The organism is Bradyrhizobium sp. LA2.1 (genome assembly GCF_040547725.1).
GTDB lineage: Bacteria > Pseudomonadota > Alphaproteobacteria > Rhizobiales > Xanthobacteraceae > Bradyrhizobium > Bradyrhizobium barranii.
In genome coordinates this window covers 19,756-32,476 of sequence record NZ_JBEPQI010000025.1, presented here as the reverse complement: position 1 = coordinate 32,476, position 12,721 = coordinate 19,756, and the positions used below count along the sequence as shown (strand labels likewise).

Sequence of the window (12,721 nt, the reverse complement as noted above, 5' to 3'; positions counted from 1 at the left end):
GAATGCCGAAGTCGATGAGTGTGGTAAGAGAAGCCATCGCCGGCGACGAAGCGGACGGTGCGATGGCTGAACGCGTGGCCGCGGGACAGGCCAAGGAACAGGTCAAGGCAGGACGAAAGGTCCTGCCGATCGTGGAGGGCGTCGTGCTCGTCGCGGCGCTGCTCGCGCCGCTGGTGCTGCAGGACTACCTCACGGTGTTTGCGACCCGCGTGATCATCCTCGCGCTGTTCGCGTTGTCGTTCGATCTGGTCTGGGGCTATGCCGGCATCATGAGCTTCGGCCAGGCCCTGTTCTTCGGCTCGGCCGGTTATGGCGTCGCGCTGCTCGCGCGCGACCTCGACATCACCAACATCCTCCTCGTGCTGCCTGCCGGCACGATCATCGGCCTTACCTTCGCGCTGCTGCTCGGCGGCTTCCTGCTGCTCGGACGGCATCCCTCCAGCGTCATCTTCGTGTCGCTGGGCACGCTGACCGGCTCCTACGCCGCCGATCGCCTCGCACGCGGCTGGTACTATCTCGGCGGCCAGAACGGCATCCCCTCGATCGCGCCGATGTCGCTCGGCGGCTACGAATTTTCTGAAGGCCCGGCGTTCTACTATCTCGTGCTCGGCATCCTCGTCGTGGTCTACCTGCTCTGCCGTTTCCTGGTGCGCTCGCAATTCGGGCTGGCGCTCGCGGGCCTGCGCGAGAACGAGCAGCGCATCGCCTTCTTCGGCTACAAGGTACAGCACCTGAAGGCGATCATCTTCGCGATCGGCGGCGCCATCGCAGGTCTTGCCGGCAGCCTTTATGCCTTCCACGAAGGTTTCGTCTGGCCCAACATGGTCGGCGTCGTCGTCTCGACGCAGGTGGTGCTCTATGTGCTGTTCGGCGGCTCCGGCACGTTGATCGGCGCCGTCATCGGCACCGTGATCGTCGAGGGCGTCAGCTTCTGGCTCTCCGACAATTATCGCGAGATCTGGCCGATCATCCTCGGTCTGCTGCTGCTGCTCGTGATCCTGTTCCGGCCACTTGGCCTGATCAGTTTTGTGCTCGGCGAGCGCGAACGGGTCGGCAGCTTTGGTGCCAAGCCCAAGGAGACCGAGAAGCAGACTGAGAAGGAGAAGCGCAATGCCGCTCCTTGAAGCCGCCGATATCAAGAAGATCTTTGGCAAGCTCACCGCGCTCGACGGCGCCGCGCTGACCGTCGGCGAGAACGAGTTTCACGGCCTGATCGGACCGAACGGCTCTGGCAAGAGCACGCTGATGAAGTGCATTGCGGGGGCCGAAGTGCCGACCCAAGGCAAAGTGAGTTTCATCAACACCGACATCACCGCGTTCACGCCGACCGAACGGGCCCGGGCCGGCATGAGCCTGAAATTCCAGATCACCAGCGTGCTGCCGACGCTGACGCTCTACGACAACATCCTGCTCGCGCTGCAGGCGCAGTCCTCGCTGTTCGATCTTGTCTTCTCGCGCACGCGGGGTGCGCTGCACGATCAGGTCATGACCATGCTGACGCAGTTCCGCCTCGCCGATCGTGCCTTCGACGCGGCGGCGGCGCTGTCGCACGGCCAGCAGCAATGGCTGGAGATCGCGATGGCGCTCGCGGGCAAGCCGAAGCTGCTGCTGTTGGACGAGCCGACCGGCGGCATGAGCCTGGAGGAGCGCCGCGTCACCGGTGAGCTGCTTCAGCCGATCAAGAAACATTGCTCGCTCGTCATCGTCGAGCACGACCTCGATTTCATCCGCGACATCTGCGATCGATTGACCGTGCTCGACCAGGGCAAGGTGCTGGCATCAGGCACCGTGTCGGAGATCCAGGCCAATAAATCCGTTCAGGAGATCTATCTGCGCCGTGCCTGAATTTTTGGACATCAAGCATCTCGACGCGGGCTATGGCCGCAGCCAGGTCCTGTTCGACGTCACCCTCGGCATTCCCTGGCGCGGCGGCGTCGCCGTGCTCGGCCGCAACGGTGCCGGCAAGACCACGCTGATGAAGACCATCGTCGGCGAGCTGCCGGCCTGGAAGGGCGAGGTTGCCTTCGACGGCCGCGACATCAGCCGCCGCGCGACCCAGGAGCGCGTGCGCGCCGGCATCGGCTACGTGCCGCAGGAGCATTCGGTATTCGCGCGCCTGTCGGTTCGCGACAATCTCGCGGTCGGCTCGCTCGCCAGCAAGAAGGCCGACGCGGTCGACCATGTGCTGACCATCTTCCCGAAACTCGGCCAGCGCCTAGACCAGCCCGCCGGCACCCTCTCCGGCGGCGAGCGCAAGATGCTCGCCATCGGCCGCGCGATGCTGGGCGATCCAAAGCTGTTGTTGCTGGACGAGCCGACCGAAGGCGTCTGGATCGGCGTGATCGAGGAGATCACCGAGCGCCTGATCGAGCTCGCGAAGAGCATCGCCGTCATCATCGTCGAGCAGCACCTCGACCTCGCGCTGCGCGTCGCCGATTACGCCTATGTACTGGACCGCGGCAGGGTCGCTCTGCAAGGGCAGGCTAATGATGTGCGCGGAAATCCGGAATTGATGCGGTACCTGGCGCCGTAGGTTGCGCTGCCCGTCTTTGAGTGAGGCGCAGCGCTCTCACCGTACCTCATCAAGGGGAATGACGGCGTCAGGCTGAGATGGATCGAAGAGATTAAGCGGAGCGCCGCCCCTTACTTCACCGCCCCAAAGCGGCTGTCGAACGAGTTCGACGACACCACCGGCGCGGCGCCCATGATCTGCGTCGCTTCACTCGCGCCGTCGGACACCGACGGCTTCAGCGCGGGACGCGTCGCGGCGAGGCGCGTGTCCGGCTTCACCGGTTCGGCCGGCTTGGCGGCGGTGGCCACAGTCGGCTTCGGCGCGTCCTTGGACGTGTCGCGGCCGGGCACGAACCTCGTCACTGCGGCCTTCAGCCTCGACGTCGCGGTGGGCGGCGTTGCTGGCGCGGTGGTCGGGGCCACGGACGCGGTCGCTTGCGGGGGAGGCGTGGTCGCCGTCGTGTCGGCGGTGCCGAGGCCCATCTTGCGGCCGAGGTTGGAGAAGAAGCCGCCTGACGATTTCTCTTGGGATTTCTCGCTGGCCGGCGCGGCTGCTGCGACGCGGGTGGCGGCGGCGGGCGCGCTGACGGCGACGACCGGCTCCTGGTTCACGGGAGCGGCGGCGACCGCATCGAGATTGGGCTTGGGCGGATTGACGTGTCCGGGGATCGTGCCCGGCGCCTTCGCCATCGCCAGCATCTCCAGGGTCGAGCCTTCGGCATTCTCCGACAGTCCGGTCGATCCCTCCGGAATCTTCGAGGCAAAAATCTTGTTCATGCCGCCGTCGATGCCGGTGTTCATGCGCGCGATCGGCGTGCCCTTGGCGACGAGCTTGTTGTACTCGGCCTGGTCGCGCGCATCCTTGTCGCGCACCGCGCTGGCGATGTTCTCGGGGATCACATAGGCCGGGCACTTCGCGGACGCGTCGAACACCGGATCGCGCTTCGCGTCAGGCGTCTTCGTTGCGTCGAACACGTATTTGCGCTCGCAGAAATCGACCTTCGGCTCCTGCCGCGTCACCTCGAAATGATCATAGCCTTCCTTGATCATCTTCCAGAACGGCATGTTCGGGTTGTTCCGGTGCTTGGCCATGTTCACCGGCGTCATCTTGAACGGATAGGCCTGCAGCTGGAACGCCTTCTGGCCGCCGAAGAACGACTCGCGGCCAAGCGAATAAATCTCCGCGATCTGCTCGTCCGTCATCGCGTAGCAGCCGCGCGACGAACAATCGCCATGCACCATCAGCTGCGAGCCGGTGCGCCCCAGAGCCTTGTCGAACGCGTTCGGATAGCCCGTGTTGAACGAGAGATAGTAGGCCGACTGCGGATTCATCTGGCCGGGATTGATCGAGTAGAATCCCTCCGGCGCCTGGCGGTCGCCTTCGCGCACCTTGGGGCCGAGATCGCCCGACCAGCGGCAGATCGGATAAGTCTTGAGCAGCGCGAACTGGCCGTTGCGGGCCTGCTTCCAGACCTCGAGCTCGGCCTCCTGCTTGAACAGGCGCACCAGGATCGGCGATTGCAGGTCCATGTCCTTCTCGACCATCGCGGCGAGAAGCTTTGGCGGCACCGGCTGGTTGGCCTTGGCGTTGGTCGCGAGCGAAACCTGGTCGGTGTCGCAGCCGGCCAGCAGAACACTGGCCGTCAGCAGCGCAACCGAAGCCAAAAGCGCGCGAGCAAGCGAACGAGAAATCAAGATGGACCCCACACCGTGCCGGGCAGAGAGCGCGAACCCCAATCTCGAAGCATGATCCGACCGGAGATCCGGACCCGTCGTGACGGGTGTTTTCGAACCACGCTCCAGCGCTTGTGCCCTGAAGCCATTGATTAAAATTCTAACCTCTGGGTCATGTGGTCGCAACCCGAGCGGGGATCACGAGCCCGTTGGCCCAGTGGCATGGTCAACGAAGACTAAATGGACGCGACTTTGGGCCGTACTTGGGCCTTCCGGCCCAATCCGCACAGAGATCGCTGATTTGGGCAAAAAAAGGGTTAACGGGGAGTTACCGGGGCGGTCGGGGGCCGCCCGAAAGGTCTCGTAGGGTGGGCAAAGGCGCAAAGCGCCGTGCCCACCATCTCGCTCCCCATACTGTTTGGAATGGTGGGCACACTTCGCTTTGCCCACCCTACGGCACCGAAAACGGCCGAATCAGCCCAGTTTCCGGCCGATATCGAGGAATTTCTGCCGCCGCTGCTTGCGGATGGTGTCGCCGTCCAGGCCGCGGAGCTCGTCAAAGGCCTTGGCGATGGCATCGCCCGTGGTGGCGATCATGGCGGTGGGGTCGCGGTGGGCGCCGCCGACCGGCTCCTTCAAGATGCTGTCGATCACCCCGAAGCGCAGCATGTCCTGCGCGGTGATCTTCATGTTGTTGGCGGCTTCCTGCGCCTTGGAGCCGTCGCGCCACAGGATCGAGGAGGCGGCCTCGGGCGAGATCACGCTGTAGATCGCGTGCTCCAGCATCAAGACCTTGTTGGCGGTGGTGATGGCGATGGCGCCGCCGGACATGCCTTCGCCGGTGATGATGGCGACGTTGGGCACGGTCAGCGCCATGCAGGCATCGGTCGAGCGTGCGATCGCCTCGGCCTGGCCGCGCTCCTCGGCGCCGATGCCGGGATAGGCGCCGGCGGAATCGGCGAGCGACAGCACGGGCAGGCCGAACCGCTCGGCCATCTCCATCAGCCGCACGCATTTGCGATAGCCCTCGGGCCGCGCCATGCCGAAATTGTGCCGGATGCGACTCTCGGTGGAATCGCCCTTTTCCTGGCCCATCACGCAGATGGCCTCACCGCGGAAGCGGCCGAAGCCGGCAACCAGCGCCTCGTCCTCGCCGAACTTGCGGTCGCCGGCGAGCGGAGTGAATTCGGTGATCAGGCCCTTGATGAAGTCGTTGAAATGCGGCCGCTGCGGATGCCGCGCGACCAGCGTCTTCTGCCACGGCGTCAGGTTCAGATAGAGGTCGGCCAGCGCCTGCGCCGCCTTGTCCTCGATCTTCCCGATTTCCTCGGAGATATCGGTGCCCGAGGCCGCAAGCGTCCGCAGCTCGTCAACCTTGGAGTCGAGCTCGGCGACCGGCTTTTCGAAGTCGAGATAGCTGCGCATGTGATCTGGCATCAACTCAATATAGCGAGGACGGGGCGGGGCGTCGAAGCAGGTTTGGATCGGCGGAAAGAAATGTAGCTTCTTCAATGAGTTGGCTTGTGCGCTCTAAAGCAGCCCGCCAAATCATGCGTGAGGCCACGGCTCTTTCTGCGGAGATGTGGCCGAAGTCAAGGCGGTTTCATGGGTTGCCTGTAGCCCGGATGGAGCGAAGCGCAATCCGGGAAGGTCTTTCCGCGAGGCGGGCGGCCCCGGATTTCGCTGCGCTCCATCCGGGCTACAAGAGAACTATTTCTCCGCCAGCGGGTGCAGGTCGCGCACCAGGCTCTTCAGGCGCTCCTCGACCACATGGGTATAGATCTGGGTCGTGGAGATGTCGGTGTGGCCGAGCAGGGTCTGCACGATGCGCAAATCTGCGCCGTTGTGCAGGAGGTGGCTGGCAAAGGCGTGGCGCAGCACGTGCGGGGAGACCAGCCGGGCCTGCAGCCCCGAGGCGACAGCAAGCTCTTTCAGGTCGCGGGCGAAGTGCTGCCGCGTCAGATGCCCGCTCTCGCCGAACGATGGGAATAGCCATTTCGAGGCGGCCACGCTGTTCTTCTTGTCGGCTTTTGCCGCTTCCGTTGCCGCGAGATAGTCGGCCATCGCCTGCCGTGAAGCCTCGTTGAGCGGCACCAGGCGTTCCTTGTTGCCCTTGCCGCGCACCACGATCATGCGGGCGTCGCGTTTGGCCGCGGAGCGCGGCAGCGCCACCAGCTCGGAGACGCGCAGGCCGGTGGCGTAGAGCACCTCGAGCAGGCAATAGAGCCGCAACGCGCGCAGCCGTTTCGAGGGCGAAGCGTCCTCCGCCTCGCTCAATTCCTTGGCGCGGCTGAGCATGCGGTCGACATCCGCGATCGACAGCACTTTCGGCAGGCCGCGGCCGCGCTTGGGGCCGGACAGGATCGCCGCGGGATCCTCGGTGCGGATGCGCTCGTTCAGGAGAAAGCGGTAGAGATGTCGCATCGCCGACAGCCGCCGCGCGACGCTGGTGGACTTGAAGCCGCGGCTGTCGAGATCGGCGAGGTAATCGCGCAGGATCTGCGTCTCGGCGTCGGCAAAGCTGCGCCCGACCCGGCCCAAAAATTCCGAGAAATCGGTGAGGTCGCGGCGGTAGGCGTCGAGCGTATTGGGGCCGGCGCCCTGTTCCGCCGCGAGCATGTCGAGGAACAGGCCGGTGAGCTTGCTGTCTGAGGGCTGTACGCGCATGCCCTGGAGGCTAGCTCCTATTTCTTGAGAAACTTATCCGGCGGGATCGTCACCGTCATTTCCCGCGACTTCGGGCTCACGAAGTTCGCCAGCGCGAAGACCACGCCATAGACGATGCCGGCGAGCACGGCGACGACCGTCAGGAAGCGGAACAGGCTGGGCATCGGGCAAGGTCTCGGGAAGGTCTCAGGCGTCCAAATTAACCAATGAAATCATCCAACATGTTCGCCGTTTCGTGGCAAGAGTCCTCTGGCGAGGGCCCCGAGGGGGTCGTATAGGTGGCCAAAGCATGCCGCCTCCGGCGGCAGATCGAGCGAGACCCATGCCCGACGCCGCGTTGCCGATACAAGCTGTCCCTGAGGCCGACATCCTGTCGGCGCTCGGGACGCGCTCGATCGTGCTCGTCGGCATGATGGGGGTGGGCAAATCCACCATTGGCCGCCGCATGGCGGCCCGGCTCAAGCTGCCCTTCGTTGACGCCGACACCGAGATCGAGGTCGCTCATGCCGGCATGACCATACCGGAGATTTTCGAGCGCCATGGCGAGCCGTATTTCCGGGATGGCGAGGCGCGGGTGATCGCGCGCCTGCTCGACGGCGAGCCGATCGTGCTGGCGACCGGCGGCGGTGCCTTCATGCGCGAGGAGACGCGCAATCGCATTGCGGCCAAGGCGGTCTCGATCTGGCTCAAGGCCGACCCTGACGTCATCATGCGCCGGGTGCGCCGCCGCGCCGACCGCCCGCTGCTCCAGACCGCCGACCCCGAAGGAACCGTGACGCGCCTGCTCACCGAGCGCGAGCCGATCTATCGCCATGCCGACCTCACCATCGCCTCGCGCGACGTGCCGCACGACAGGATCGTCGAGGAATGCATCGAGACGCTGCGCGCCCATCTCTGCGGCGAACAAGCCGCCCAATCACCTGCCGACGTTGCGAGTGCCGTACGATGACTGCGCCGTTGAAACATTCAGATCCTGTCAACGTCGACGTCGCACTCGGCGATCGCGCCTATGACATCGTCATCGGCCGCGGCGTGCTGGCTTCGCTCGGCGAACGGGTCGCGCGCTTGCGGCCCGGCGTGCGTACGGCAATCGTCACCGATCGCACCGTCGCAAAATACTGGCTCGAGCCGACCGAAGCGTCGCTCGCTTCTGCCGGCATTCCGACCTCGCACATCGTGGTCGAGGAAGGCGAGATCTCCAAAACCTATGCCGGCCTCGAAAAGGTCAGCGAGGCCCTGATCGCCGCGAAGGTCGAGCGAAACGATCTCGTCATCGCGCTCGGCGGCGGCGTGGTCGGCGATCTCGCCGGCTTTGCGGCCGCGATCCTGCGCCGCGGCGTCGATTTCGTGCAGGTGCCGACCTCGCTGCTGGCGCAGGTCGATTCCTCCGTCGGCGGCAAGACCGGCATCAACTCGCCGCAGGGCAAGAATCTGCTCGGCGCCTTCCACCAGCCCGTGCTCGTCATTGCCGACACCGCCGTGCTCGACACGCTGTCGCCGCGGCAGTTCCGCGCCGGCTATGCCGAGGTCGCCAAATACGGCGTGCTCGGCGACGAAGCCTTCTTCACCTGGCTGGAGAAGAACCACTCCGACCTTTTCAAGGGCGGCTCGGCGCGCGAGCATGCGATCGCGACCTCGTGCCGCGCCAAGGCCGGCGTCGTCTCGCGCGATGAGCGCGAGACCGGCGAGCGCGCGCTGCTCAATCTCGGCCATACCTTTGGTCACGCGCTGGAAGCCGCGACCGGTTTCTCCGATCGCCTCTTCCATGGCGAGGGTGTTTCGATCGGCATGACGCTGGCGGCGCAGTTCTCGGCGAAGCTTGGCATGATCGGCGAGGCCGACGCCGCGCGCGTCGAGCGTCACCTCATCGACGCCGGCCTGCCGACGCGCCTGCAGGACATCGCCGGTTTCGCGCAGGAAGGGCTTGCCGACGCCGACGCGCTGATGGCGCTGATGGCGCAGGACAAGAAGGTCAAGCGCGGCAAGCTCACCTTCATCCTGCTGGAGGCGGTCGGGCGCGCCGTGATCGCGAAGGACGTCGAGCCGGCGCCGGTGCGCGATTTCCTCAAAGAGAAGCTTGCGCAAAAGGCATGACGCGCGGCTAACCGGTTTTTGAGTGGTGCATGGACTGGCTCGGATTCACCATCGTCATTCTCTGCCTGCTCGTCTCGGGCTTCTTCGCCGCGAGCGAGACCGCGCTGACCGGCGCCTCGCGCGCCAGCATGCTGCGGCTCTCCAAGCAGGGTAACCACGACGCCGATGTCGTCTCGCAGCTGCTCGACATGCGCGAGCGCCTGATCGGCGCGCTGCTGCTCGGCAACAACATCGCCAACATCAGCGCGTCCGCGCTCGCCACCAGCATCTTCACGGCCTGGTTCGGCGATGTCGGCGTGCTCTATGCCACCGGCGTGATGACGGCGCTGGTCGTGATCTTCGCGGAGGTGCTACCGAAGACCATCGCGATCAACGCGCCCGACCGCATGGCCCTTGCGGTCGCCCGCCCGATGCGGCTGACGATGTATGTGCTGGGACCGTTGCTGCGGATCGTCGAGGTCATCGTCCGTCTGCTGATGCGCTTGTTTGGTCTGGCCGGCGAGCACCAGGCGATCCTGTCGCCGACCGAGCGCCTGCGCGGCGCGGTCGACCTGTTGCACCACGAGGGCAAGGTCGAGAAGCAGGACCGCGACATGCTCGGCGGCCTGCTCGATCTGCGCGAGCTGCAGGTCTCCGACGTCATGATCCATCGCACCGAGATGATGATGATCAATGCCGACTTGCCGCCGGAGGAACTGGTGCGCGAGGTGCTGGCGACCGAGTACACCCGCATTCCGCTGTGGCGCGAGAAGCCGGAAAACATCATCGGCGTGCTTCACGCCAAGGATTTGTTGCGCGCGATCCGCGCATCCGACGGTGATACCTCGCGCATCGACGTCTCCACCATCGCGCTGCCGCCCTGGTTCGTGCCGGAAATGCGCCCGGTCTCCGAGCAGCTCAAGGCGTTCCGGCGCCGAAAAACCCATTTCGCCCTCGTTGTCGACGAGTACGGCGAGGTTGAAGGTCTCGTGACGCTGGAAGATATTTTGGAAGAGATCGTCGGCGACATCTCCGACGAGCACGACGTCGTGGTCGCCGGCGTGCGCGCCCAGCCGGACGGCTCGGTCGTGGTAGACGGCTCGGTGCCGATCCGCGATCTCAACCGCGCCATGGACTGGCACCTGCCCGACGAAGAGGCAACGACGGTCGCCGGTCTCGTCATTCACGAGGCGCGCTCGATCCCCGACCGCGGCCAGAGTTTCACGTTCCACGGCTTCCGTTTCCGCGTCCTCCGCCGCGAACGCAACCGCATCACCGCGCTCCGTATTTCACCGGTGCCGCGTGACGCGGAGATGGAAGAGGCCAAGCCAAGGCGGGCGGGAACGTCGTTTTGACGCACGGTGTCATCATCCGCCTTGTGCGCAGTTGCGCACTGGGGCGGACGATCCAGTACGCCGCAGCCTATCGATTGAATCTCGCCAGCAGTGTTTACTGGATGCCCCGCCTTCGCGGGGCATTACAGCCGAATTGGCGAGCTAGGTCCCGCCTTCCCCCGGTGCCTGAGCGTGAATCGCGAGCGCGTGCACGCTGCCGGCAAGTTCCGCGGCCAGCGCCGAATTTATCATGCGGTGGCGATCGACCCGGCTCTTCCCTTTGAAGGCCTGAGACACAATATAAACGCGAAAGTGTGTCTCACCGCTCGGTCGATGGCCGGCGTGGCCCTCATGCAAATGTGACTCGTCGACAACCTGCAGGCTTTCCGGCGTGAAAGCTTCCCGCAACTTGTTGCTGATAGTGTCTTTCATAACCATAACCATGAGTGCCATTAAAGCGTGCGGCCGCACTCCGTCAATTGCATAGGCCGCCTGCGGCGGCCGTACCTCGAAGACGCCGGAGTGAAACTTCGGCTGCGGGTTCCCAGCTAATTGCAATGTCAAGACTTGAAGGTTTTTGCATTGCGTAGTCAAAGTCAGTCATGCCGATCGATTCATCAAAGTTCTTCGACTCCATCCGGGTCAAGCCGAAAGGCAAGCAGCCGGAAGTGAAGCCGCGCGACGCCGTGGTCAATTGCGAATGGGCCGGGTGTCAGAACAAGGGTGCGCACCGTGCGCCGAAGGGCCGCGAGAACCAGCGCGAGTACTGGCACTTCTGCTTGAACCACGTGCGCGAGTACAACCAGAACTACAATTTCTTCTCCGGCATGAATGCCGATGCCGTCGCGCGCTACCAGAAGGATGCGCTGACCGGTCACCGCCCGACCTGGAAGATGGGCGCCAATGGCGGCAAGAAGGGCGCGGAAGCCGAGATCGACATGGCGTCCGATCCGTTCAGCATGTTCAGTGAGATCAACGGCCGCGCCGGCTGGCGGAAGGGTCCGCAGGCCGAGCCCAAGGCCGAGACGCGCAAGGTGATGAACGCCGAGCGCAAGGCGCTCCAGGTCATGGGCCTCGGCCCCGATTCCACGCTCGCCGACGTCAAGAGCAAGTACAAGGCGCTGGTCAAGCAGCACCACCCCGACGCCAACGGCGGCGACCGGTCGACCGAAGACCGCCTGATCGAGATCATCAAGGCCTACAATTATCTGAAGACGGTGGTCCGCGAGGCCTAGGCTACGCCTTCCGGGAAGGACAGTTCGCAAACCAGTCCTTCCGGCCTCCACTGCCGGGTAATGGTTCCGCGCAAGGTCCGGATGATGCCGTCGACCGCGCCGATTCCAAAGCCCTTGCGCGTCGGCGCCTCGTTGACCCGAGGACCGCCGCTCTCCGACCAGTGCAGCACGAGAGCCTCTGCACCATTGGTCTCCCAGCTGATCTCCAACCTGCCCGAAGGCCTCGACAGCGCGCCATATTTGGCGGCGTTGGTGGCCAGCTCATGCAGCGCGACTGCGATCGACTGGGCCAACGTGGGCGGCAGGCGGACGTCGTCTCCCGCGATCCTGATCCGCTCGCCGTCCCCGCTTGCGTAAGGCCGGAGTTCCTCTTCGACGATGGTCTTCAGATTCGCGCCGGTCCAGCGCGAAGCCGAGAACAGCCTCTGCACGTTGGCAAGCGCGCTGAGCCGGCCTGCAAACACGGTCTGGAACTCTTCTGCGGTATCCGCCTTCGTCAGCCGCAGCATCGCCTGAGCCACTGCGAGCAGATTGTTGGAACGATGATCGACCTCGGAGGTGAGGAGCATCATCCTCTGCTCTGCCTGCTTGCGAGCCGTGATGTCGACCAGCATGTTCACCGCACCAACCAAACGCCCCCGTTCGTCGCGCAGCGGCGTCGGATATGGCATGAAGCAGATCCGGGAGCCGTCCGGCCGCTCGGCCACGGCCTCGACGTCGCGCACTGGCCGGTTCTGCTTGAGCGCGATTGCCATCGGGCATTCATCGTGGGGAAGCGCCGTGCCGTCGGGCAGATAGAGCTTCCAGGTCACGCACCACATCTCGCCGATCTTCGGCATGCGTCCGGCAAAATCGATGCAGGCGCGATTGAAGAAGGTGATACAGCCTTCCGCGTCGGTTGTGTAGATCGCGGCCGGCAGAGCCTGCAGCAAGTCACGGAATCGTCTTTCAGAATCCGTGCCGGCCTCGGTCCGGTTGGCGGCATAGCCTGCGGCGATCTCGCCGATCCTGGCCTCGTCCGCTTGTCCAAACAGGTCCAGCATTGGAATCTTGATCCGAGGGGGCTCACGGTTAAGTCCCCAGACCCAAAGATGTTCCAAGTTCGTCGCCCGGACCGTGCGCGCGTTCCCGCAATTACGATCTCGCGCGACGGCTCTGCCGTGTCATCGTGCGTCCGAGCGAGGCACGACAGCGGAGCGAACGGCCCGGCTGTCGTGCCCTTCTGCT

13 protein-coding genes are annotated in these 12,721 nt (G+C 64.7%); 7 read left to right on the top strand and 6 right to left on the bottom strand.

Annotation, left to right across the window (positions count from 1 at the left end; translation table 11 throughout):
- Positions 1 to 2: 2 nt before the first annotated feature.
- From ABIB95_RS35995 to ABIB95_RS35985, 3 genes are read left to right on the top strand one after another with little or no spacing between them, the layout of a single operon-like run.
- Complete coding sequence (locus tag ABIB95_RS35995) at positions 3 to 1,124, top strand: branched-chain amino acid ABC transporter permease (protein ID WP_354246712.1); 1,122 nt, start codon at positions 3 to 5, stop codon at positions 1,122 to 1,124.
- The gene (locus ABIB95_RS35990; protein ID WP_071908479.1) at positions 1,111 to 1,845 is read left to right on the top strand and encodes an ABC transporter ATP-binding protein; all 735 of its coding nucleotides are present in this window, start codon (positions 1,111 to 1,113) and stop codon (positions 1,843 to 1,845) included. Before ABIB95_RS35995 ends, ABIB95_RS35990 begins: the two co-directional genes overlap by 14 nt.
- Complete coding sequence (locus ABIB95_RS35985; RefSeq protein ID WP_014490408.1) at positions 1,838 to 2,533, top strand: branched-chain amino acid ABC transporter ATP-binding protein; 696 nt, start codon at positions 1,838 to 1,840, stop codon at positions 2,531 to 2,533. Before ABIB95_RS35990 ends, ABIB95_RS35985 begins: the two co-directional genes overlap by 8 nt.
- A gap of 110 nt (positions 2,534 to 2,643) precedes the next feature.
- Here the strand turns inward: ABIB95_RS35985 and ABIB95_RS35980 are convergent, their stop codons facing one another.
- The 4 genes from ABIB95_RS35980 to ABIB95_RS35965 form a co-directional block, all read right to left on the bottom strand.
- Entirely contained in the window at positions 2,644 to 4,206 is a 1,563-nt protein-coding gene (locus tag ABIB95_RS35980) for a L,D-transpeptidase family protein (protein ID WP_354246708.1), read from the bottom strand.
- 453 nt (positions 4,207 to 4,659) lie between these two features.
- The gene (locus ABIB95_RS35975; protein WP_071916974.1) at positions 4,660 to 5,622 is read right to left on the bottom strand and encodes an acetyl-CoA carboxylase carboxyltransferase subunit alpha; all 963 of its coding nucleotides are present in this window, start codon (positions 5,620 to 5,622) and stop codon (positions 4,660 to 4,662) included.
- Positions 5,623 to 5,895: 273 nt separating this feature from the next.
- Positions 5,896 to 6,852 carry a site-specific tyrosine recombinase XerD gene (gene xerD / locus ABIB95_RS35970; protein ID WP_354246705.1) on the bottom strand — a complete coding sequence of 319 codons (957 nt, stop codon included), beginning with the start codon at positions 6,850 to 6,852 and terminating at the stop codon, positions 5,896 to 5,898.
- A gap of 17 nt (positions 6,853 to 6,869) precedes the next feature.
- Complete coding sequence (locus tag ABIB95_RS35965; protein WP_035730492.1) at positions 6,870 to 7,016, bottom strand: hypothetical protein; 147 nt, start codon at positions 7,014 to 7,016, stop codon at positions 6,870 to 6,872.
- 158 nt (positions 7,017 to 7,174) lie between these two features.
- Between ABIB95_RS35965 and ABIB95_RS35960 the strand changes: the two genes are divergently transcribed.
- The 3 genes from ABIB95_RS35960 to ABIB95_RS35950 are packed head-to-tail and all read left to right on the top strand — an operon-like array spanning position 7,175 to position 10,280.
- Positions 7,175 to 7,801: a shikimate kinase gene (locus ABIB95_RS35960; RefSeq protein WP_354246702.1), complete on the top strand. Its 627-nt coding sequence runs from the start codon at positions 7,175 to 7,177 to the stop codon at positions 7,799 to 7,801.
- Positions 7,798 to 8,946, top strand: a complete 1,149-nt coding sequence (gene aroB / locus ABIB95_RS35955; RefSeq protein WP_354246700.1) for a 3-dehydroquinate synthase — start codon at positions 7,798 to 7,800, stop codon at positions 8,944 to 8,946. Before ABIB95_RS35960 ends, aroB begins: the two co-directional genes overlap by 4 nt.
- Positions 8,947 to 8,975: 29 nt before the next feature.
- Positions 8,976 to 10,280 carry an HlyC/CorC family transporter gene (locus ABIB95_RS35950; RefSeq protein ID WP_063980627.1) on the top strand — a complete coding sequence of 435 codons (1,305 nt, stop codon included), beginning with the start codon at positions 8,976 to 8,978 and terminating at the stop codon, positions 10,278 to 10,280.
- Between the two features lie 141 nt (positions 10,281 to 10,421).
- On the opposite strand, the gene ABIB95_RS35945 is transcribed toward ABIB95_RS35950, so the two are convergent.
- The gene (locus ABIB95_RS35945) at positions 10,422 to 10,697 is read right to left on the bottom strand and encodes a BolA family protein (RefSeq protein ID WP_028149466.1); all 276 of its coding nucleotides are present in this window, start codon (positions 10,695 to 10,697) and stop codon (positions 10,422 to 10,424) included.
- 164 nt (positions 10,698 to 10,861) lie between these two features.
- Between ABIB95_RS35945 and ABIB95_RS35940 the strand changes: the two genes are divergently transcribed.
- Positions 10,862 to 11,494, top strand: a complete 633-nt coding sequence (locus ABIB95_RS35940) for a J domain-containing protein (RefSeq protein ID WP_014490400.1) — start codon at positions 10,862 to 10,864, stop codon at positions 11,492 to 11,494.
- Here ABIB95_RS35940 and ABIB95_RS35935 read toward each other — a convergent pair.
- Entirely contained in the window at positions 11,491 to 12,537 is a 1,047-nt protein-coding gene (locus ABIB95_RS35935; protein WP_354246697.1) for a sensor histidine kinase, read from the bottom strand. The two genes, ABIB95_RS35940 and ABIB95_RS35935, sit on opposite strands and share 4 nt — an antisense overlap.
- Positions 12,538 to 12,721 lie beyond the last annotated feature (184 nt).

Bases quoted from the DNA above. Each gene is read 5' to 3' on its own strand.
- ABIB95_RS35990 (WP_071908479.1), top strand. From the start codon at position 1,111: ATGCCGCTCCTTGAAGCCGCCGATATCAAGAAGATCTTTGGCAAGCTC.
- ABIB95_RS35960 (WP_354246702.1), top strand. From the start codon at position 7,175: ATGCCCGACGCCGCGTTGCCGATACAAGCTGTCCCTGAGGCCGACATC.
- xerD (WP_354246705.1), bottom strand. From the start codon at position 6,852: ATGCGCGTACAGCCCTCAGACAGCAAGCTCACCGGCCTGTTCCTCGAC.
- ABIB95_RS35995 (WP_354246712.1), top strand. From the start codon at position 3: ATGCCGAAGTCGATGAGTGTGGTAAGAGAAGCCATCGCCGGCGACGAA.
- ABIB95_RS35965 (WP_035730492.1), bottom strand. From the start codon at position 7,016: ATGCCCAGCCTGTTCCGCTTCCTGACGGTCGTCGCCGTGCTCGCCGGC.
- ABIB95_RS35975 (WP_071916974.1), bottom strand. From the start codon at position 5,622: ATGCCAGATCACATGCGCAGCTATCTCGACTTCGAAAAGCCGGTCGCC.
- ABIB95_RS35950 (WP_063980627.1), top strand. From the start codon at position 8,976: ATGGACTGGCTCGGATTCACCATCGTCATTCTCTGCCTGCTCGTCTCG.
- aroB (WP_354246700.1), top strand. From the start codon at position 7,798: ATGACTGCGCCGTTGAAACATTCAGATCCTGTCAACGTCGACGTCGCA.
- ABIB95_RS35935 (WP_354246697.1), bottom strand. From the start codon at position 12,537: ATGCTGGACCTGTTTGGACAAGCGGACGAGGCCAGGATCGGCGAGATC.
- ABIB95_RS35940 (WP_014490400.1), top strand. From the start codon at position 10,862: ATGCCGATCGATTCATCAAAGTTCTTCGACTCCATCCGGGTCAAGCCG.
- ABIB95_RS35945 (WP_028149466.1), bottom strand. From the start codon at position 10,697: ATGGTTATGAAAGACACTATCAGCAACAAGTTGCGGGAAGCTTTCACG.